The following is a 20,282-nucleotide window of genomic DNA, read 5'->3' on the forward strand; positions in this document are numbered from 1 at the left end:
CGCTACAGCCGTTCGTTGAGCAGTGCTGTCAGCGCGGCATCGCTGAGCACCAGCGGGTTGGTCTGCATGCTGCCGCCGCGGGCATTGGCCACCACCCGCGGAATATCCTCGGCGTGCATGCCAAAATCGCCGAGCCGCGGCATGTTCAAGCGCTCGCTCCAGTCGCGTAGCGTGGCGACCAGCGCCAGGCGGGACGCGTCATCATCCAGCTCGGGGTCAGCGCTCAGCAGGCGTCCGACGCGGGCGTACTTGCTGAGTGCCGGGGAGGTGGGGGCGTGCTGCTCGAGGGCGGCGAGATTGGCCGCGGTGGCCTCGGCCAGCAGGGTGCCGCATACCGCGCCGTGGGGCATCGGGAAGAAGGCGCCAAGCGGCGAGGCGAGCCCGTGTACCGCACCCAGCCCGGCCTGGGCCAGGGTAATGCCGGAACTCAGCGAGGCGTAGGCGAGCCGCGAATAGCCGTCGTTGAACTGTCCAGGTTCGGCCTGCCAGGCGTCCCAGAATCCCTGTTGGAAGGCCTCCATGCCGGCCCAGGCCAGGGCATCGGTGAAGGCGCTGGCCTTCAGCGAGACATAGGACTCCAGCAGCTGGGTCAGGGCGTCCATGGCATTGGCGGCCAGCTGCGGCTTGGGGCAGCCGACCAGCAGTGCGGGGTCGACCAGGGCGATGCGCGGCACCAGCTGGGCGTCGCGAAACGACTTCTTGAAGCCGTCGCGGCCCTGCACGCTGAGCACGGCATTCTTGGTCGCCTCGCTGCCGGTACCGGCGGTGGTCGGCACCGCGATCATCGGCACCGCCGGCCCCGGGTACGCCAGGCCACGGCCCACGCCCTCGAGGTGATCCATGACCGAGTTGCCGCGACGCAGTAGCCCGGCGATGGCCTTGCCGGCGTCGAGGGCGCTGCCGCCACCGATGGCCACCACCACCTCGATATCGCGCTGGTGATACTCGGCGACCAGCGTATCGACGCGCTGCGGGGAGGGCTCGCCGTCGATGCGCGCATGCTGCCACTCGATGCCCCGCGCCTCTAGCGCCTCGAGCAGTGCCGGCCACTGCGGTGAGTCGGTGAACGCACGGCGGCCGGTGATCAGCAGTATGCGGCGGCCCAAGCCCTCGACCAGCGCCGGGAGGCGCTGGATGGCCTGGGCGTGCAGGTGGATCTCGGGCAGTCGCGCAACCTCAACGGCGGGGAAGGGGGGGAGAGTCGGCATGGGAATCCTGGTCGGTGCATGGAAACGAGCTGAGTGCAGCATAGGGCAGTCGGCAAGCGCTGGCACCCGTGGCCATCAACGGGCAGAGCGGGATGCCTTACGCTAGGCTATGCTGCAGTGCGGCGGCTAATGTACTTCGCCTGCTGCTACTGGATTGCCACTGACAAGGAGAGGGTCGAGATGGGCCACGCGTTTTCCCTGAAGGGCAAGGTCGGTATCGTCACCGGCCTGGCCAACCGCGACAGTATTGCCTATGGCTGTGCGCTGGCCTGCCATGCGGCGGGTGCCGAGCAGATCGTCAGCTACGCCTCGCCCAAGGCGGAGCGCTTCGTCGCTCCCCTGGCCGCGGAACTGGGCGAGCCCGAGCTCCGCTGCTGCGACGTTCAGGACGATGCCCAACTGGAGGCGCTGTTCAGGCGCGCCGCCGAGCGCTGGGGGCGGCTCGATTTCGTGGTGCACTCGATCGCCTATGCGCCGCTGGAAGATCTGCACGGCCGCGTGGTGGACTGCTCCCGCGACGGCTTTGCGCTGGCCATGGACCTCTCATGCCACTCCTTCATCCGCATGGCGCGGTTGGCAGAGCCGCTGATGCGCGACGGCGGCAGCCTGATCTGCATGTCCTACTACGGCGCCGACAAGGTGGTCGACAACTACAACCTGATGGGGCCGGTGAAGGCCGCGCTGGAGTCGGCGACCCGCTACCTGGCCGCCGAGCTGGGGCCGGCCGGGATTCGTGTGAACGCGGTGTCGCCGGGGGCGATCCGTACCCGTGCCGCGTCCGGCCTCAAGGATTTCGATGCCCTCGTCCACGACGGCGAGACACGCTCACCGCTGCGGCGCCTGGCCAGCGTCGATGACGTCGGTCAGTCGGTGGTCTACCTTGCGTCTGCGGCCGGCGCCGCGCAGACCGGCACTACCCTTTACGTCGACGCCGGCCACCACATCAGGGCATGACCATGAGCGACGCGCAAACACCCCGCGACGACGATATCGAGAATCGCACCTTCGACGAGATTCAGGTCGGCGATAGCGCCTCCATCCACAAGCGCCTGACCCTCGAGGACATCAAGCTGTTCGCCATCATGTCCGGCGACATCAATCCTGCCCACGTCGATGAAGACTATGCCAAGAGCTCGCGTTTCCAGGAGGTGATCGCCCACGGCATGTGGGGCGGGGCGCTGATCTCCACCGTACTGGGTACCGAGCTGCCGGGGCCTGGCACTATTTATGTCGGCCAGTCGCTGCGCTTTCTGGCGCCGGTGCGGCTGGGTGACGTGCTCACCGTCAGCGTCAAGGTGCGCGAAAAGGAGGCGCGACGGTCGCGTATCACCTTCGACTGCCGCTGCGCCAACCAGAAGGGCGAGAGTGTCATCGAAGGCGAGGCCGAGGTGGTGGCGCCGCGCGAGAAGGTACGCAGGCGGCGCACCATGATGCCGCAGCTGCGGCTGGCGGAGCGGGGCCATCTGCACGAGCTATTGAATGCCGCCGAGCGTACCGAGCCGCTGACCATGGCGGTGGTGCATCCGGTCGACGAGGTCTCGATCACGGGGGCCTGGGAGGCCGCCAGCAAGGGCTTCATCATCCCGCTGCTGGTTGGCCCGGAAGCGCGCATCCGCGCCGCCGCCGAGGCGGCAGAGGTCGATATCGATGGCTTCGAGCTGATTGCCACCCCGCACAGCCACGCCGCCGCCGAGCAGGGCGTGGCGCTGGTCCGAGATGGGCGTGCCAATGCGCTGATGAAGGGCGCCCTGCACACCGATGAACTGCTGCAGGCGGTGGTCTCGCGCCATTCGGGCCTGCGCACAGGGCGGCGGCTGAGCCATGTGATGGCCTTCGACGTGCCCACCTATCCGCGGCCGCTGTTCATCACCGACGCGGCGATCAATATCGCCCCGGGGCTCGAGGTCAAGCGCGACATCGTGCAGAACGCCATCGAGCTGGCCCGCGCGGTGGGTATCGAGCTGCCCAAGGTCGCGTTGCTGTCGGCGGTGGAGACGATCAATCCACGCCTGGCTTCGACCCTGGATGCCGCGGCGCTGTGCAAGATGGCCGAGCGTGGGCAGATCAGCGGCGGGCAGCTCGACGGGCCGCTGGCCTTCGACAACGCCATCTCGGAAGACGCCGCCAGGACCAAGGGCATCGACTCGGCGGTGGCCGGGCGTGCCGATATCCTGGTAGCCCCCGACCTGGAGGCCGCCAACATGCTGATGAAGCAGCTGACCCACCTGGCCGATGCCAGCGGTGCCGGCCTGGTGATGGGCGCCCAGGTGCCCATCGTGCTGACCAGCCGCGCCGACGATGCCATCACCCGGCTCGCTTCCTGTGCCCTGGCACTGCTGGTGGCGCGCCATCAGCGCCAGGCGGAGCCGACATGAGTCTGGTGCTGGTACTCAACAGCGGCTCGTCGAGCCTCAAGTTCGCGCTCTTCGATGCGGCCGCCGCGAGCGCGCCTGAGTCAATGCCCTGCGCGCTGAGCGGGCAGATCAGCGGGCTTGGCGCCGCGCCGCGCTGGCAGCTCGATGCCGGACCCGGGCGGTCGCGCCAGGAGCATGCGCTGAGACTAGACGGCGGCGATGATGACGGCCAGCAGCAAGCGGCCCTGGCCTATCTGCTCGACTGGCTGGAGGCGGAGGTGGGCTGGCAGCGCCTTGCCGCGGTGGGGCACCGTATCGTGCACGGTGGCGTGGACTACCGTGAGGCGACCCGCATCGATGCACGGACCCTGGCGGCACTCGAGGCGCTGTCGCCACTGGCGCCGCTGCATCAACCCTACTGCCTGGCGCCGGTGAGCGCGCTGGCCGAGCGCTGTCCCGACCTGGTGCAAGTCGCCTGCTTCGATACCGCTTTTCACGCCGGGCAGCCGGCGCTGGCCCAGCGCTTTGCGCTGCCGCAGCGGTTCCACGACGAGGGTATGCGCCGCTACGGCTTCCACGGACTCAGCTATGACTATGTCAGCCGCCGGCTCAGCGAGGAGCTCGGCGGACAGCCCGGGGATCGGGTGGTCATCGCTCACCTCGGCAGCGGGGCGAGCCTATGTGCTGTCGCCCGAGGGCGAAGCGTGGCCTCGAGCATGGGGTTTACCGCGCTGGATGGGCTGATGATGGGCACCCGTAGCGGCAGTCTCGACCCAGGCCTGGTGCTGCACTTGATTCAGCAGTGCGGCATGAGCGCCGGCGAGGTGGAGCGACTGCTCTACCGCGAAGCCGGGCTGCTGGGTGTCTCCGGCATCAGCGCCGATATGCGCCAGCTGCTGGCCAGTAGCGAGCCTGCCGCACAGCTCGCCGTCGAGCTGTTCGTGTATCGCATCGTACGTGAGATCGGCAGCCTGGCGGCGGCGCTTGGTGGGCTCGACCACCTGGTGTTCACCGCCGGGATCGGTGAACGCGCTAGTCCGGTGCGTGCCGCCATCGTCGACGACTGCCGCTGGCTTGGAGCGCGTCTCGATGCCTCGGCTAACCGAGTACATGCCACCTCGATCGCCGGCGCGGGGAGCGGTATCGGGCTGTGGGTAATCGCCACCGACGAGGCGCGGATGATCGCCTGGCAGACCCAGGCGCTGCTGCAAGCAAGCTGATGGTAGGCGGCATGATACGCGGAGTGATTAGCGGCCCGGGGGTTGAACCTTGTGGGTGCGGCGCCATCTACCTTGCACGTTCACATCCGTTCCAGGAGGGAAACGATGAAGATTCTGATGGTTCTGACCTCGCACGATGCCATGGGTGACACCGGTCACAAGACCGGCTTCTGGCTCGAGGAGTTTGCCGCTCCCTACTATGTCTTCAAGGACGCCGGTGCCGAGGTCACCCTGGCCTCGCCCAAGGGCGGCCAGCCGCCGGTAGATCCCAACTCCACCCAGGAGGACGCCCTGACCGCGGAGACCCGCCGCTTCGAGTCGGACCACGACGCCAAGGCCCAGCTGGCCAGCACCCTGCGCCTGGATGCGGTCAGCGCCACCGACTACGACGCCATCTTCTACCCCGGCGGCCATGGCCCGCTGTGGGATCTGACCGACAACGCCGATTCGCTGAAGTTGATCGAGGCGTTCGTCGCCGCCGACAAGCCGGTAGGCGCGGTATGCCACGCGCCCACGGCGCTGCTCAAGGCCAAGGCCGCCAATGGCGAGCCGCTGGTCAAGGGCAAGCGGGTCACGGGATTTGCCAACAGCGAGGAGGATGCCGTCGGCCTGAGCGAGGTGGTGCCGCACCTGCTCGAGGACGAGCTCAAGCGGTTGGGCGGCGACTACCAGCGCAGCGAGGATGATTTTGCCCCCTATCAGGTCAATGACGGCCTGCTGGTCACCGGTCAGAATCCCGCCTCGAGCGCCCCCACCGCGACGCTGCTGCTGGAGCAGCTGCAAGCCCGCTGAGGCGACCGTTTCTATAACGTGAACGATGCATTTCCCGCGCTGGCGCTGCGCCACTGCGGGAAAGCCACTAGGCTAGCGTGAGGAATATCCGGTTTATTACATGGGAACGTAACTATGTGGCGCAACACCACGCAAGGCTGGGGCCTGGTGGCCATCCTGCTGCACTGGCTAAGTGCCGCAGTCATCATTGGCCTGTTCGCCCTGGGCTGGTGGATGACTGGGCTCAGCTATTTTGATGACTGGTATAACCTGGGCCCTTGGTGGCATCGCTCGCTAGGCGTGCTGCTGCTGCTGGCAACGCTGCTGCGAGTCGCCTGGCGTTTCACCCAGCCTACGCCGCATGCCCAGGGCCATCGCCTCGAGCGCATGGCGGCCCACGCCGGGCACATCCTGCTCTATGTGCTGCTGCTGGTGGTGCTGATCAGTGGCTACATGATCTCTACCGCCAACGGCCGCGGCATCAGCGTGTTCGGTTGGTTCGAGGCACCGGCGATCGTGCACGGCCTGCCCAACCAGGCAAGCGTGGCGGGCAACGTGCACTGGTACAGCGCGCTGGCACTGATGATCCTCGCCGCGGGGCACGTTCTGGCTGCCTTCAAGCATCACTTCATCGACCGGCGCGATACCCTGGTGCGCATGCTGCGCCCACGGGCCGGTCAACCCAAGCTTCCCGCCAAGTGAGCGGGCAACGACGCAACGGAGACATTGGAATGTTGAAGAAGACCGCACTGCTGACCGCCATCGGCGCCGCCGCCCTGGTGCCGCTGAGCCAGGCCCAGGCCGACGACTATGTGATCGACATCGAAGGCCAGCACGCCTTCGTGCAGTTCAAGATCAACCACCTCGGCTACTCCTACATCCTCGGCACGTTCCGCGATTTCAGCGGTGAGTTCAGCTATGACCCGGACGATCTCGAGGCCTCGAGCGTTTCCCTCGACGTCGATGTGACCAGCCTTGATACCAACCACGCAGAGCGCGATCGGCATATTCTCAGCGACGACTTCCTCGACGCCGACCAGTACCCCGAGGCGAGCTTCGTTACCACCGGCTTCGAACCGGGTGACGACGGTGAAGGCGTGTTGACCGGCGAGCTCACGCTCAAGGGCGAAACCCGCGAGATCGAGATGCCGGTGACGCTGATGGGTGAGGGCGAGGACCCGTGGGGCTCCTATCGTGCCGGCTTCGAAGGTTCGACCATGCTGACCCTGGAAGACTACGGTATCGATATGAGTGACTTCCCCGAGTCGATGCATGAGCTCGAGCTCTACGTCACCTTCGAAGGCATCCGCCAGTAATTTCCTCCCCGTTAGTCGCGGTAATTCACCTTCGCTCCCGGCGCCTTGCGCCGGGATGCCAACCAAGAAGCCGGTGCACGCGCGAGGCGTGCACCGGCTTTGGGATGGTTAAGCGCGGGGAGACTTTGTGGCTAACGGGTTAGCGGTCAGTGACCTTCGTTGAGCACCGCATCCGGGAAGTGACGACGCAGCATCTTGTTCTGGAAGGCATCGACGAAGCGGCTGTTGATGATGATGATGAAGCGCTCATAGGGCTTGTCACGATCATCCTGGGTCATGCCGTCGGCGCCGTGGAACAGCTTGTCGTCGCGGATATGCAGCACGTCACCCGGTGTCAGGACCTGCTTGGTGAGCGGCTGGGTACCGGCCTTGTCGGCGAACAGCAGGCTGTTGGCCCCGCTGACGTTGTCGCGGCTCAATACCATGATGCTCAGGTACTTGCAGCCATCGGAGTGGATGCCCTGACCCTGCAGCGGATCCAGCGGTTCGCTGCCGCGCATGCCGGTGATCTGCATCAGGATCGGTTCACGGGCGCCGATCCCCCACAGCTTGGCCCACGCCTTGACGAACGCCTTGACGTCGCTGCGTTCGACGAAGGACTTTTCCAGGTTGGGGTAGTAGCGCAGCACGTCGGCCATGCTATCCGCATCATTGAACATCCCGCCCTGTGCCATCGGGCAGTCGCCCATGACTTCGACTTCATCGCGATCGTTGAGCATCAGCCAATCCATGCGCTTCCAGCGCTGGTTGACATAGGGGTCGCGGGGTAAGTCGGCGAGATAGCCCTGCCAGGCCGGCAGGTCGATCTGCGCGCGAACGTCGGTAACACTCCAGTGCTGCTCGGCCAGCTCGCTGTGCACTTCGGGCTGCCAGTAGCTGCGCGCGAAGTCGAAAGGCATGCTGGTGACGTCGTAACCGTGCTTAAGGCTTTCCTGTTTCATGGTCGTTTCCTTTTTGAATCGAGGCCGAATCCGGATGACTCGGCGTGGACTGGGTACTACACGAAACAGAATGAAAACAAATGAAAAATAATGTCAACAAAACGTGGTCTATGTAGAAATTTCGTCATATCTCGCATAGGTGGCTACTATTAGGGCAGTCAGTCGGTGTGTAATGGGCTAACTCATTGATGGAGGACGGGTCTGCAGGGTTGCTGCCCGCTGCGCCAGGAGGCGAATCCATGTAAGATTGGCTCATGAAATTGGTGCGCTCGCCCGTGGGAGATTCGGGTGGCGCTGCAGGGGAGCACATCTTGTACAAGCGACAACGATCGCGCAGCAGCCTATTACTGAGCCTGGTGCTGCTACTGGCGTTGCTGGGGGCAGTGTTGTTGCTGATCGGTCCGGCATCCGGCGTCTGGCTGCTGATGCCGCTGAGCCTTTGGCTGGCCGCGGCGATGGCCGGTGGCTGGTGGCTCGGGTGGCGTCGCCAATACCTGGCCGATCACCATGAGGCGAGAGCCATGGTGGCTGAGGCCGCGACAGCGCACGCGGGCCTGGGCCAAGCGGTATCCGATGGCGAGCTGAGTGCTCTGGCGCTGGCCGAGCAGCGCCACAATGAAAGCGAACTGCGCTTTCGTGCACTGCTCGAGAGCCTACCCAAGGTGGCCGTACAGGGCTATGACAGCCGTCGACGGGTGATCTACTGGAACGCGGCGAGTACCAAGCTCTACGGCTATCTCGCAGAAGAGGCGCAAGGGCAGCTGCTGGAAGACCTGATCATCCCCGACTTCATGCGTGACGACATGGTCGCTGCGCATCATGCCTGGATCGAAAAGGGCATCGAGATTCCGGCCGCCGAGATCGAGCTCAAGAGCAAGACGGGCATGCCGGTGGCCGTCTTCTCCCAGCATCTGATGCTGGCCGAGCACAGCGATGATCCACTGATGTTCTGCGTCGATGTCGATCTCTCCGAGCAGAAGGAAGCGCGTCGCGAGCTCGAGTACGTGACCCGCTACGATGCCCTGACCCAGCTTCCCAACCGACATACCTTCGAGCGCGAGCTGGAAGAGTTCATCGTCACGGCAGAGCGCCACGGCGAATATCTGGCAGTGCTGTTCGTCGATCTTGACCGCTTCGCCGAGATCAACGATGCCAAGGGCTATGAGCAGGGCGACCTGCTGCTGTCGATGGTGGCCAAGCGCCTGCGCTACTGTCAGCGTGGCTCGGATCTGCTGTCGCGATTCGGCAGCGACGAGTTCGTGCTGGCCTTTCCGCACCTGCGCGAAGGCAACGACGTGCTACAGCTGGTGGAGAAGGTGCTCGACAGCTTCACGCGGCCCTTCCTGCTCGATGGCCGTGAAGTGCATGTCACCGCCAGCCTGGGGGTCAGCCTGTTCCCGGATAACGGTGCCAATGCCCGCGAGCTGATTCACAACGCGGATGCCGCCAAGAACCGCGCCAAGCTGTCGGCGCCCAACCGCTGCTGGTTCTTCAACCAGAAAATCCACGATGAGCTGCTGCACCAGCATCGCCTTGCGGAGCGGCTGCAGCTGGCGTTGGCCGACAACGAGCTGGCGCTTCACTACCAACCCCAGGTCAGCGCCATGAGTGGGCGGATCGAGAACCTCGAAGCGCTGCTGCGCTGGTTCCCCAAGGAGGGCGGGGCCATTTCACCCGCGGAGTTCATTCCGGTTGCCGAGCGCTCGCAGCTGATTCACCGCATCGGCGAGTGGGTGATCCGCGAGGCCTGCCGTCAGCAGGCCGAATGGAAACGACGAGGCTTGGGCGGTGCGCGGGTCGATATCAATCTCTCCGGCAAGCAGTTGGCCATGGCCAACACCTTCAAGCATCTCGAAGCCTGCATGGCCGAATTCGACCTGACGCCCCAGGATATCGGCATCGAGCTGACCGAGAATGTGCTGATCGAGGCCGAGGAGCACATTCTCAACACCCTGCGCGGCCTCTATCACCGCGGCATGAAGATCGCCATCGACGACTTTGGCACCGGCTACTCATCGCTCAGCTACCTGAAGCTGTTTCCGGTCACCTCGCTGAAGATCGACCGCAGTTTCGTGCGCGACGCGCCCAAGGATCCCAGCGACCGCGCGATAATGGCCGCGGCGGTGTTCATCGGTCATCGGCTGGGGCTCGAGGTGATCGCCGAGGGCGTAGAGAATGAGGAGCAGCTCGAGCTGGTACGCGAGATGAAGTGTGACCTGGTACAGGGCTACTACTTCTTCAAGCCGATGAGTGCCGCCGATACTACCCGGCTGCTGACCGGTCTGGTCGGCGGCCAGCCGCGCATCGTTAGCTAAGTCGGCTGCCAAGCCGCTGGCGAGATCGAGTAGACTAGGCGCCCCGATCGACTGGAGTGCCCGTGTCCGCCGCCACCTCTTCTTCACCATCGCTCGCCGTTCAACTCTGGCGCCAGACCTGGCCGATGGCCATCGGCGTGCTGGCGCTGCTGGGTTTTCAGCTGGTCGACAGCGCCTTTATCGCCCGCCTGGGCACCGCGCCGCTGGCCGCCCAGTCCTATACCTTTCCGCTGACGTTCCTGATCATCGGCATCCAGGTCGGCCTGGGCATCGCCATCGCCGCGCTGATCTCCCGCGCGCTAGGTGCCGGGGAAGCGCGCCGCGCCAGGCGCCTGGGTAGCCTGGTGCTGGGCCTGGGCGGGTTGGTGATCGGCCTGCTGGCGATCGCCCTCTGGCTGGCTCAGCAGGCCATCTTCAGCCGTCTCGGGGCCGGCCCCGAGAGCCTGGCGCTGATCCGCGACTACTGGGGCCCGCAGCTGCTGGCCGCCTGGCTCGGCGCGGTGCTCTATTTCGGCTATAGCCTGTGTCGCGCCCACGGGGATACTCGACTGCCGGGCAAGCTGATGGTCATCACCAGCCTGATCAACCTGCTGCTCGACCCCCTGCTGATCTTTGGCCTCGGCCCTTGGGCGGGCCTGGGGCTACCCGGTGCGGCCTGGGCCACGGTGATCGCCTTTGGCAGTGGCGGGCTGATTCTATGGCCGCGACTGCGCCGCGCCGACTGGCTGGGGCGCAGCGGTCTGCTGCTCGAGGCACGCCGTTCGGCGCTGCCGTTCGCCGGTATCGCCGGCCCCGCCATGGTCAGTCAACTGATGCCGCCGCTGGCGGCGATGCTGGCGATCTCGGTGGTCTCGCAGCTGGGGGAAACCGCGGTGGCGGCCTGGGGGCTCGCGAGTCGCCTCGAGACCCTGTCGCTGATGCTGGTGCTGGCGCTGACCATGTCGCTGCCGCCCTGGCTGGGGCGCTGCTACGGCGCCGGCGACTGGGCACAGATACGTCGCCTGATGCGGCTTGCCGCCAAGGCAGTAGTGGCCTGGCAGCTGCTGCTGGGGCTCGTCATGGCCGCGGCTGCGCCGTGGGTGGCACAGGGGCTGTCGGGCAATCCCGAAATTCGCGACGACCTGGCCCTGCTGATCCGCTTCCTGCTGCCCAGCTATGCGCTGCTCGGGCTGTGCATGATCGTGGTGTCGGCGGGCAATGCCCTGGGTTGGCCGCTGCGTGCCATGCTGATGTCCGCCGCGCGGCTATTCATATGCTATCTGCCCTGCCTGTGGCTGGGCATGCTGGCCGGTGGCCTGACGGGACTGGCGATGGGGGCAGCGCTGGGTAACCTGCTGGCGGGTGCGCTGGCCTGGCAGCTCTATCGGATCACTCGCCCAGTCTGAATGCCAACGGGCCCCGTCCAGTGGACGGGGCCCGTTGCTTTCAAGGTATCAGTCGCCGGCCGGTAGCGGGCGTTCTCGCCGTGCGCCCTGTAGGGCGTAGAAGCCGAAGAACAGCGCCATGACCAGGTAGCCGAGGGCGAAGTCCGGGGCGGCGTTGAAGGCCAGGCGCGGGGCGTGCATCAGGCCGATATAGGAGAAACCGGCGGCGAACAGCGCGAACACGGCGGCGCGCCGGAACTGCTGGTCGATCACCGATACGGTCATGGCGCCGAGCAGGATGGCGGTGAACATCGCCCCCTGGCCCAGTGCCACGATGGCGGTGGAGATATCGGTGACCACTTCGCCAGCGGCGTTGTTGAAGCGGGTCATCACATAGTTGGCGAAGTAGGGCAGCATCGCCAGCGCCACCGCCGGGTAGTAGCGGGTGTCGTTGGTCTGGAAGGCGGTGGCAATCATCGACATGCCGACGAATACCAGGATCGGTGCCACCACCGAGACCGGAATGATCGCCGCCAGCATGGCGATCAGGCCGAACATGGTGGCCACGGCGTAGACCGCACCATTGAGGATGCTGTAGCCGCGGCCGGCGCCCATCCACTTGGCGCCGACGGTGGCGATATACACCGTGGTCGGGAAGACCCCGCCGAACAGCGCGCCGATCATGGTGCCGGCGCCGTCCACCGCCTGGCACTCGCGGACGTCGTACTTGTCGCCGGCGGCTTCCATGGCCTCGACGTTGTTCATGGTCTCGATGGCGTTGTAGAGGGTGATCGGCAGTACCACGGTGAGTACCGCCAGCATGCTGGTGAACAGCAGCCCCAGGCCCTCGAACCAGGCCAGGGTCGGCAGCAGCGGGTAGAAGCCGAGATGCGTGAAGGCGTCGCTGAACTGGCCGTCTTCGGTGGCGCCGATCAGGTAGGCAAGCGCGGTGCCGATGACGATGGCGAACAGCGAGGTGGGAATCCGAAACGGCATGCTGATCCGGCCGATCAGGCCGACGATGATGATCGCCATCACCAGCAGGCCTATCACCGGGATCTCCAGGGTCTTGAACAGCATCTCGCCGGCGATGAAGGTCAGCGCCACGCCGGCCACTGCGCCGAGCATGGCCGCCCGCGGCAGATGATGCTGCACCCAGCGGCCGATCAGGCTGACCAGCGCCTCGATGGCGCCGCTGATGAAGCAGGCCGCCACGGCGATCTTCCAGGCCAAGTCGGCGTCGCCGGTGAGCTGTATGGCGGGCAGCAGCACGCCGAACAGGAATACGAACATCACCGGCGTGGAGATGCCGTAGGAGAGCGCGGTGACATCGGCGCGGTTCTCCTTGCGCGCTAGGCGTGCCGCGCTCCAGGCGTAATAGAAGTTGCCCACCATCACCGCCACCGCGGCGCCGGGCAGGACCTGGCCGAACACGATGCTGGCAGGAAAGCCCATGCCGAGCATGGTCAGGGCGATGATCACGAAGTTGGCGATGTTGTTCTGGAACAGTGCGAAGAAGGCGTCGGTGTCCTCCTTCTTGTACCAGGGGTAGTGCACAGCGGTGGTGGCCATGATGGTGCCTCACGGGTTGTTCAATTTGTATACAAGGCTGACGGCAGTGTCGCTCTGCCTGACTGAATGGTCAAGTGGTGCCGTCAACGCAGGGGCCACACGGCAAAGCGCCCGGGGAGAACCCGGGCGCTGGATGGAGCGGTGGCGAGGGGCTGACTCAGTTGACCGCGGCGATCGCCTTGGCCAGGTAGTCGAGGTTCTCGGTGGAGAAGCCGGCCACGTTGGCACGCCCGGAGCGCACCATGTAGATGCCGAACTCGTCGCGCAGGCGGTCGACCTGGGTGGGGGTCAGGCCGGTGTAGGAGAACATGCCGCGCTGCTCGGCGATGCAGGCGTACTTGGCGTCGAGGCCGTAAGGCTTGAGCGCGGCGACGAAGTCCTGACGCAGGCCGTTGATACGGTTGCGCATCTCGGTGAGCTCCTCGCGCCAGACGGCGGCGAGCTCCGCAGACTCGAGAATCTCGGTGACAACCGCACCGCCGTGGGAGGGCGGATTGGAGTAGTTCTCGCGGGCCACGATGGCCATCTGCGAGCGCACGTTCTCCATCTGCTCGGTGTTCTTGGCCACCGCGATCAGCGCCCCGGTACGCTCGCTGTAGATGCCGAAGTTCTTCGAGCAGGAACTGGTGATCAGCAGCTCGTCGAGGTTCTCGGCAAACAGCCGCACGCCGAAGGCGTCCTCGTCGAGGCCGTCGCCAAAGCCCTGGTAGGCGAAGTCGATCAGCGGCAGCAGCTCGCGCTCCTTGACCACCTCGAGGACCTCGCGCCACTGGGCCTGGGAGAGATCGAAGCCGGACGGGTTGTGGCAGCAGGCGTGCAGCACCACTACGTCGCCCACCGGGATCTGCTTGATCGCCGCCAGCATGCCGTCGAAATCGAGGCGGTTTTCAGCATCCACATAGGGATACTTGCTGAGCTTGAGGCCGGCGGCCTGGAAGATGCCCAGGTGGTTGGGCCAGGTCGGGTCGCTCACCCAGATGCCCTTGCCGGGCAGTTGGGTATGGATGAAGTCGGCGGCCAGGCGCAGTGCGCCGGTGCCGCCCGGCGACTGGGTGACGCTGGCGCGGCGCGCCTCGAGCACCGGGGAGTCGGCGCCGAAGATCAGCGGCTGGATCACCTGGCCGTAGCGCGGATCACCGTGGGAGCCGATGTAGGTCTTGGTGGTCTGGTTGTCGAGCAGCAGCGCCTCGGCTTGCTTGACGGCCCGCATCACCGGCGTGTTGCCCTGGGCATCACGGTAGACACCCACCCCGAGGTCGACCTTGTTGGGGTTGGTGTCCTGGTTGAAGGCCTCGATCAACCCGAGGATGGCATCCCCGGGGACCCGCTGAATCGGCTCGAACATTTACTCGGCTACCTCGTCGGTTCTGGCGGCAAGAATGAAATCGTTCTTGTGCAGGCCCTTCATCTCATGCGACCACCAGGTCACTGTGACCTTGCCCCACTCGGTCAGGAGTGCCGGGTGGTGGCCGGCTTCCTCGGCGATCTCGCCCACGCGATTGGTGAACGCCAGGGCCTGCTTGAAGTTGCGGAACGTGAACACGCGCTCCAACTGCATGATGCCATCGCGCTCCACGATCTGCCACTCGGGAATGGCCTGGCGATACTCGCTGATCTCGGCCTCGGTGACGTGGGGGGCGTCCCAGCTGCAGGCTTCGCACTGCTGTTGTGATAGATCGCTCATGGGGTCTCCTGATTGACGGAACGGTAATAGATGGGACCGTAACGGTCGGAAAATGTCTCGCGCGGCGCGCCGTGCGCCTCAGGCCGCCTTGGGCGGAAACTTGGGCTCGAACAGGCCGAGCGCCATGGCCTGCTCGACCATGGCCATGATGTCCTGCCGTGAAAGGTCGTGCAGGGTGTGCAGATCGTCAAGCACGTAGTAGAGCGGCTGCAGGATATCGATGCGGTAGGGCGTGCGCAGCGCATCCACTGGATCGAAGGGGTGGTGCTCGGGGGCCTCGGAGAGGGCGTGGAAGGTCTCCTTGGGCGAAGAGATGATACCGCCGCCGTAGATGCGCCGCCCCTGGGGCGTATCGACCAGGCCGAACTCCACGGTCAGCCAGTAGAGCCGCGCCAGGTAGACCCGCTGCTTGGGCGTGGCGGCCAGGCCCAGCTTGCCATAGGTGGCGGTGAACTCGGCGAAGTCGGGATTGGTGAGCATCGGGCAGTGGCCGAAGATCTCGTGGAAGATATCCGGCTCCTGCAGGTAGTCGAGTTCCTCCGGCGAGCGGATGAAGGTCGCCACCGGAAAGCGGCGGCTGGCCAGCAGCTCGAAGAAGGTGTCGAAGGGGATCAGCGCCGGCACCTGGGCGGTGCGCCAACCGGTGGCGGCTTCCAGCACCCGGTCCACTTCGGCCAGCTGGGGGATGTGATCATGCGGCAGCGCCAGGCGCTCGAGGCCGTCGAGGTAGGCCTGGCAGACGCGGCCGTCGATGATCGCCGTCTGGCGCTCGATCAGGGTCTGCCAGGTGGCATGATCCTGGTCGCTGTAGCGGATATGGCCGCGCTCATCGGGCATGCGGGCCTGGTACTTGCTCGCCTTGGCGGTCTTGTGTTCGGTCATGGGCAGGCTCTCCCTGAAGCTTGTGGTTATTGTCGAGCATGGGAATCCGCTTCAGTGTCGACGCCGGCGCGGGGCGCGGGTAGGGGAATACGCGGGTGAGGGCAAAGGGCGTGTGGCGCCACGTGTAAAATAAACGTTACATGAAAGCGCATTGGCTCGGCGAGCAAGCCGGGATTGCCCCCCTTGGCGGCTTGAGGCGAGCCTGGCTGTCACGCTAGGTTGACAGTAGAGTCACGGCCGCTTGACGCTGACGTCAGCGGCATCCCGCGATAGCCTTCGAGGAGCTCGCATGCGTCTCAAGATTCACTGCCAGAACCGCATCGGTATCCTGCGCGATATCGTCGCCCACTTCGCCGACTATGGCGTCAACGTGGCGCGCGGCGAGGTGGGCGGCGATCACGGCAATACCATCTATCTGTTCCTGCCGCGGCTGCTCAATGCCCAGCTGGCCACCCTCAGGCCGACCCTGGAGACCATTCCCGGGGTATTCAGCGTCAAGCGCGTCAACCTGATGCCCAGCGAGCGGCGCCACCTGGAGCTCGATGCGCTGCTGTCGTCGCTCTCCGATCCGGTGATGTCGATCGACATGGAGGGGCGCATCGTCGCCGCCAACCGCGCCGCGGGGCAGATGCTCGGGGTGCGTGTCGACGAAGTGCCGGGGCTGTCGCTGGACCGCTACCTGCCGGACTTCGACCTGCCCGAGCTGATCCGCCGCAACAACGCCCGTGTCAACGGCCTGCGCCTCAAGCTCAAGGAGGCTACCTACCTGGCCGATATCGCGCCGCTGCACAGCGAGAACGACGATGACGTAGCGTCGCTGGCCGGTGCCGTGGTGACCCTGCATCGCGCCGATCGCATCGGCGAGCGCATCTACCAGGTACAGCGCCAGGAGCTGCGCGGCTTCGAGGCGATCTTCCAGGCCAGCCCCAGGCTCGCCGAGCTGATTCGCGAGGCGCGGCGCATGGCGCCGCTGGACGCGCCGCTGCTGATCGAGGGCGAAACCGGTACCGGCAAGGAGCTGCTGGCGCGGGCCTGCCACCTGGCCAGCCCGCGCGGGCAGGCGCCGTTCATGGCGCTCAACTGCGCCGGCCTGCCCGAGTCGATGGCCGAGACCGAGCTGTTCGGCTATGCCCCGGGCGCCTTCGAGGGCGCCCGGCCCGAGGGCAAGCTGGGGCTGCTCGAGCTTACCGCCGGCGGCACCATCTTCCTCGACGAGGTGGGCGAGATGAGCCCGCGGCTGCAGGTCAAGCTGCTGCGTTTCCTGCAGGACGGCGGCTTTCGCCGCGTCGGCAGCGACGAGGAGACCTATCTCGACGTGCGGGTGATCTGTGCCACCCAGCAGGACCTGCCGGAGCTGTGCGCCGCGGGTCTGTTCCGCCACGACCTCTACCATCGGCTCAACGTGCTGTCGCTGCAGGTGCCACCGCTGCGTGACTGTCTCGACGGCATCGACGAGCTGGCGGGCCACTTCCTCGACCGCGCCGCGCGCCAGATCGGCTGCCCGCTGCCGCAGCTCTCGCCGGCGGCGCTGGCCCGGCTGTCTAGCTACCACTGGCCGGGCAACGTGCGTCAGCTCGAGAACGTGCTGTTCCAGGCGGTGTCACTGTGCGAACAGGCGACCATCGAGCCTCAGCACCTGCGCCTGCCCGACGTCGGCCAGGCACCGGGCCTGGCCGGTATCGACCTCGACGGCGGGCTGAGCGAGATTCTCGGCGAGGTGGAGAAGCGCGTGCTCGCCGCCCTCTATCCTCAGTACCCCTCGAGCCGCCAGCTCGGCAAGCGGCTCGGGGTGTCACACACCACCATCGCCAACAAGCTCAAGCGCCACGCTATCGGCGACGCGTCGCCTTGAGCTGCTAGAGTGTTGGCAGTGCACCGACAAGGAGACGGTCATGGTCGATTTCCCACCGGCAGTGGTGCCGCGCTGGCTCAAGCTGGCCTTTACGCTATGGATCCTGATCTGGGCGCCGAGCTACGTGGTGCTACTGGGCGCCCAGAACTTCTTCTGGCTGTGCAACGTGGCGAGCTTTCTGCTGCTGGTGGCGCTATGGGCCGAGCATCGCACCCTGATGTCGATGCAGTGGCTGGCGGTGTCGCTGGTCGGCGGGCTGTGGACCCTCGATGTCGCCGTGGCGGCGCTTACCGGCGTCCACCCCATCGGCGGCACCGAGTACATGTTTGACCCCGAGCACCCGCCCATGGCCCGCGCCATGTCGCTCTACCACGTGGTGCTGCCGCTGGTGGCGGGTATCGGAGTGGCCAAGCTCGGCTATAAGCGTCGCGCCCTGCTGTGGCAGACCCTGCTGACCTGGGTCGTGGTGCCGCTGACCTATTTCTTCACCGAGGCCGAGCGCAATATCAACTGGGTCCACGGCCCCTTCGGCCAGACCCAGGAGACCCTCGACCCGCTGCTCTATCTGTTCCTCCTCACCCTGCTGTGGCCGCTGGTGGTCTACCTGCCGGTACACCTGCTGATGATCGGCTGGCAGCGCTGGCGATACTGATCGGGGTCAGCCCTCGAACTGCCGGTTCAACGCCTCGCGTACCTCGGCGTATGGCCACGCCTCCAGGGCGGCGAAGCCGTCGAGCTGGCGCGCCTTGAGTTTGGTCAGCAGCGGTGTGGTCAGGCCGGTCAGAAACCGCGTCAGCAGATCGACGCTGGGCGCCGGGGCTTCTGCGCTGCTGGCGACCCTGTCCAGCAGCGGCTGGCAAAGCGCGGCGACCTGCCGGGCGTCCAGCGGTGCCGGCGCCTCGCCGCCGGGCAGCCGTGCGACCTGGCCGCGGCAGGCCGAGCAGTGGCCGCACTGCGGCGGCGCATGGGCATCGCCGAAGTACTCGGCCAGGCGCCGGCTCAGGCACTGCTCGGACTCGAACAGTGCCAGCATCGCCTCGAGCCTGGAGATCTCGGCGCGCTCCTTGTCGCGGAAGTAGTCGAACAGCGCGTCGGCCAGGGCCTGCACGTCGAGATCCGGCTGGGTGATCGCATAGACCTCGGTCATCTGCTTGCTCTCCAGCGCGATCCAGCCCTGGTCGCTGAAGTACTCCAGCGCGCGGATCACCCGTGGCCGGGCCACATCCAGGCCGCGCTCGGCGCCCAGCCGGTTGAGCGCGTCGAGGTCCAGGCTGCACCAGGTCTTGGCGCGCGGCGCGGCCTCGACGATGGCGGCGACGAAGTCGCGCCGCTCGCCGTTGAAGCGCTCGATCAGCGCCTCGGGCTCGAGTTGGTACTGAAAGCGGTACTCGGCGAAGTAGGCGTAGCGCGGCGCGATCACCCCGCGCAGCTCGAGCTGCACCAGCAGCGTCTTGAGCGGCAGCGGGCGGATATTGCTGTGCTGCGAGAGGGCATTCAGGGTGAGCTCCCACTGGCCGTGGGGCGCCGCCTCGCGAATCACCTCCAGCACCCGCAGGATGCCGTCGCGCTCCGGGGTGTCGCCGTAGACGAAGTTCTCGAGTGCCGCCAGGGCGTCGCGACCGCCCAGCATCAGGCAGTCGGAGGGCTGGCCGTCGCGCCCGGCGCGACCGATCTCCTGGCTGTAGTTCTCGATCGACTTGGGCAGGTCGACGTGCACCACGTTGCGGATATTGGCCTTGTCGATGCCCATGCCGAAGGCGATGGTGGCAACGATGCAGTTGACCTCGCCGGCCATGAACGCCTGCTGCAGGGCGTCGCGGGCCTCGCTCTGCATGCCGGCGTGATAGGCGCGGGCGTCGATGCCGGCCTTGCTGAGGTAGGCGGCGAGCTGCTCGGCGCGTTTCTGCAGGGTGACGTAGACGATGCTCGGCTGCGGCGAGGGGCCTTCCAGGCGCGGGCGCAGCCAGTCGCGCAGGGCGCGGGCGCGCTGCTCGGCGGCCACCGGCTCGACCAGCAGGTTGAGATTGGGGCGATAGAAGCCGGTCAGGGTGACGTCCTCGGCGTCGATGGCGAAGCTGTTGCGCATGTCTTCGATGACCCGCGGCGTGGCGGTGGCGGTGAGCAGCAGCGCCTGGGGAATGCCGAACTCGCGCTGGTAGTCGGGCAGCTTGAGATAGTCGGGGCGGAAGTTGTGGCCCCATTCCGAGAGGCAGTGGGCCTCGTCGACCACCAGCAGCGACACCGGCACCTGGCGCAGGAAACCGCGGAAGCGCTCGTTCTTGAGGCGCTCTACCGAGATCATCAGCACGCGAATCTCGCCGCGGCGCACGCCTTCCATCACCGCGCTGGCCTCCTCGCGGCTCTGGCGCGAGTCGATGCTGGCGGCGGCGATGCCGTGGCGGGCCAGGAAGTCGAGCTGGTCCTGCATCAGTGCCAGCAGCGGCGACACCACCAGTGTCAGGTGCGGCAGGTGCAGCGCCGGCAGCTGATAGCACAGCGACTTGCCGGAGCCGGTGGGGAAGATCGCCGCCGCCGAGCGGCCCGCCACCAGCGCCTCGACCACCTGGCGCTGGCCGGGACGAAAGTCGTCGTAGCCGAAGACCTGCTTGAGCGTGGTGTCGAGTGAATCGCGGGGCATGGCGAGCCTCCCTGTCTGGCCAAAGCCACTATCCTACACCGCTGGGCGCCGCTCGGCTTTGCACAACTCGACTGGGTGTGGTGACCAGCCCGGGGCTGATCCGGCGACAGCTCTGCGAGGAGGCGCTGTAAACCGTCCCTGGGCGCTACCGATGCCATCCATGGC

17 protein-coding genes are annotated in these 20,282 nt (G+C 66.2%); 10 read left to right on the plus strand and 7 right to left on the minus strand.

Features of this window, described 5'->3' with window-relative positions; translation table 11 throughout:
- Positions 1-2: 2 nt before the first annotated feature.
- Positions 3-1,208, minus strand: coding sequence for an iron-containing alcohol dehydrogenase (locus QC821_RS15525; protein WP_309723429.1), 1,206 nt, complete (start codon positions 1,206-1,208; stop codon positions 3-5).
- A 180-nt stretch (positions 1,209-1,388) separates the two neighbouring features.
- Here QC821_RS15525 and fabI point away from each other — a divergent pair, with 180 nt between their 5' ends.
- The 6 genes from fabI to QC821_RS15555 all read left to right on the plus strand — a co-directional run bounded on the left by fabI (position 1,389) and on the right by QC821_RS15555 (position 6,869).
- Positions 1,389-2,162: an enoyl-ACP reductase FabI gene (fabI, locus tag QC821_RS15530; protein WP_309723432.1), complete on the plus strand. Its 774-nt coding sequence runs from the start codon at positions 1,389-1,391 to the stop codon at positions 2,160-2,162.
- Between the two features lie 2 nt (positions 2,163-2,164).
- Positions 2,165-3,583, plus strand: coding sequence for a bifunctional enoyl-CoA hydratase/phosphate acetyltransferase (locus tag QC821_RS15535; protein WP_309723435.1), 1,419 nt, complete (start codon positions 2,165-2,167; stop codon positions 3,581-3,583).
- Positions 3,580-4,782: an acetate/propionate family kinase gene (locus tag QC821_RS15540; protein WP_309723438.1), complete on the plus strand. Its 1,203-nt coding sequence runs from the start codon at positions 3,580-3,582 to the stop codon at positions 4,780-4,782. The genes QC821_RS15535 and QC821_RS15540 overlap by 4 nt, the downstream gene beginning before the upstream one ends.
- A 105-nt stretch (positions 4,783-4,887) precedes the next feature.
- Positions 4,888-5,574, plus strand: a complete 687-nt coding sequence (locus tag QC821_RS15545; RefSeq protein WP_309723441.1) for a type 1 glutamine amidotransferase domain-containing protein — start codon at positions 4,888-4,890, stop codon at positions 5,572-5,574.
- A 114-nt stretch (positions 5,575-5,688) separates the two neighbouring features.
- Complete coding sequence (locus tag QC821_RS15550; RefSeq protein ID WP_309723445.1) at positions 5,689-6,255, plus strand: cytochrome b; 567 nt, start codon at positions 5,689-5,691, stop codon at positions 6,253-6,255.
- A gap of 29 nt (positions 6,256-6,284) precedes the next feature.
- Positions 6,285-6,869: a YceI family protein gene (locus QC821_RS15555; RefSeq protein WP_095623290.1), complete on the plus strand. Its 585-nt coding sequence runs from the start codon at positions 6,285-6,287 to the stop codon at positions 6,867-6,869.
- Positions 6,870-7,015: 146 nt separating this feature from the next.
- On the opposite strand, the gene QC821_RS15560 is transcribed toward QC821_RS15555, so the two are convergent.
- On the minus strand, positions 7,016-7,810 hold the full coding sequence (locus QC821_RS15560; RefSeq protein ID WP_309723451.1) for a 2OG-Fe dioxygenase family protein: 795 nt from the start codon (positions 7,808-7,810) through the stop codon (positions 7,016-7,018).
- Between the two features lie 311 nt (positions 7,811-8,121).
- On the opposite strand from QC821_RS15560, the gene QC821_RS15565 reads away from it, so the two are divergent.
- Entirely contained in the window at positions 8,122-10,125 is a 2,004-nt protein-coding gene (locus QC821_RS15565; RefSeq protein WP_309723454.1) for a putative bifunctional diguanylate cyclase/phosphodiesterase, read from the plus strand.
- 125 nt (positions 10,126-10,250) lie between these two features.
- Positions 10,251-11,510, plus strand: a complete 1,260-nt coding sequence (locus QC821_RS15570) for an MATE family efflux transporter (protein WP_422720121.1) — start codon at positions 10,251-10,253, stop codon at positions 11,508-11,510.
- A gap of 48 nt (positions 11,511-11,558) precedes the next feature.
- On the opposite strand, the gene QC821_RS15575 is transcribed toward QC821_RS15570, so the two are convergent.
- The 4 genes from QC821_RS15575 to phhA form a co-directional block, all read right to left on the minus strand.
- Positions 11,559-13,061: an NCS2 family permease gene (locus QC821_RS15575; RefSeq protein ID WP_309723460.1), complete on the minus strand. Its 1,503-nt coding sequence runs from the start codon at positions 13,059-13,061 to the stop codon at positions 11,559-11,561.
- Between the two features lie 157 nt (positions 13,062-13,218).
- Complete coding sequence (locus tag QC821_RS15580) at positions 13,219-14,406, minus strand: amino acid aminotransferase (RefSeq protein WP_309723462.1); 1,188 nt, start codon at positions 14,404-14,406, stop codon at positions 13,219-13,221.
- A complete protein-coding gene (locus tag QC821_RS15585; protein WP_309723465.1) occupies positions 14,407-14,745 on the minus strand; it encodes a 4a-hydroxytetrahydrobiopterin dehydratase in 339 nt (112 codons plus the stop codon).
- Between the two features lie 78 nt (positions 14,746-14,823).
- On the minus strand, positions 14,824-15,627 hold the full coding sequence (phhA, locus tag QC821_RS15590; protein ID WP_309723468.1) for a phenylalanine 4-monooxygenase: 804 nt from the start codon (positions 15,625-15,627) through the stop codon (positions 14,824-14,826).
- 289 nt (positions 15,628-15,916) lie between these two features.
- Here phhA and QC821_RS15595 point away from each other — a divergent pair, with 289 nt between their 5' ends.
- Positions 15,917-17,479 carry a sigma-54-dependent transcriptional regulator gene (locus QC821_RS15595; RefSeq protein ID WP_309723471.1) on the plus strand — a complete coding sequence of 521 codons (1,563 nt, stop codon included), beginning with the start codon at positions 15,917-15,919 and terminating at the stop codon, positions 17,477-17,479.
- Positions 17,480-17,519: 40 nt separating this feature from the next.
- On the plus strand, positions 17,520-18,131 hold the full coding sequence (locus QC821_RS15600) for a hypothetical protein (protein WP_309723475.1): 612 nt from the start codon (positions 17,520-17,522) through the stop codon (positions 18,129-18,131).
- A gap of 6 nt (positions 18,132-18,137) precedes the next feature.
- Here the strand turns inward: QC821_RS15600 and QC821_RS15605 are convergent, their stop codons facing one another.
- Entirely contained in the window at positions 18,138-20,117 is a 1,980-nt protein-coding gene (locus QC821_RS15605; protein ID WP_309723478.1) for a RecQ family ATP-dependent DNA helicase, read from the minus strand.
- Positions 20,118-20,282: the final 165 nt, after the last annotated feature.

This window comes from Franzmannia qiaohouensis (genome assembly GCF_031451695.1).
GTDB lineage: Bacteria > Pseudomonadota > Gammaproteobacteria > Pseudomonadales > Halomonadaceae > Franzmannia > Franzmannia qiaohouensis.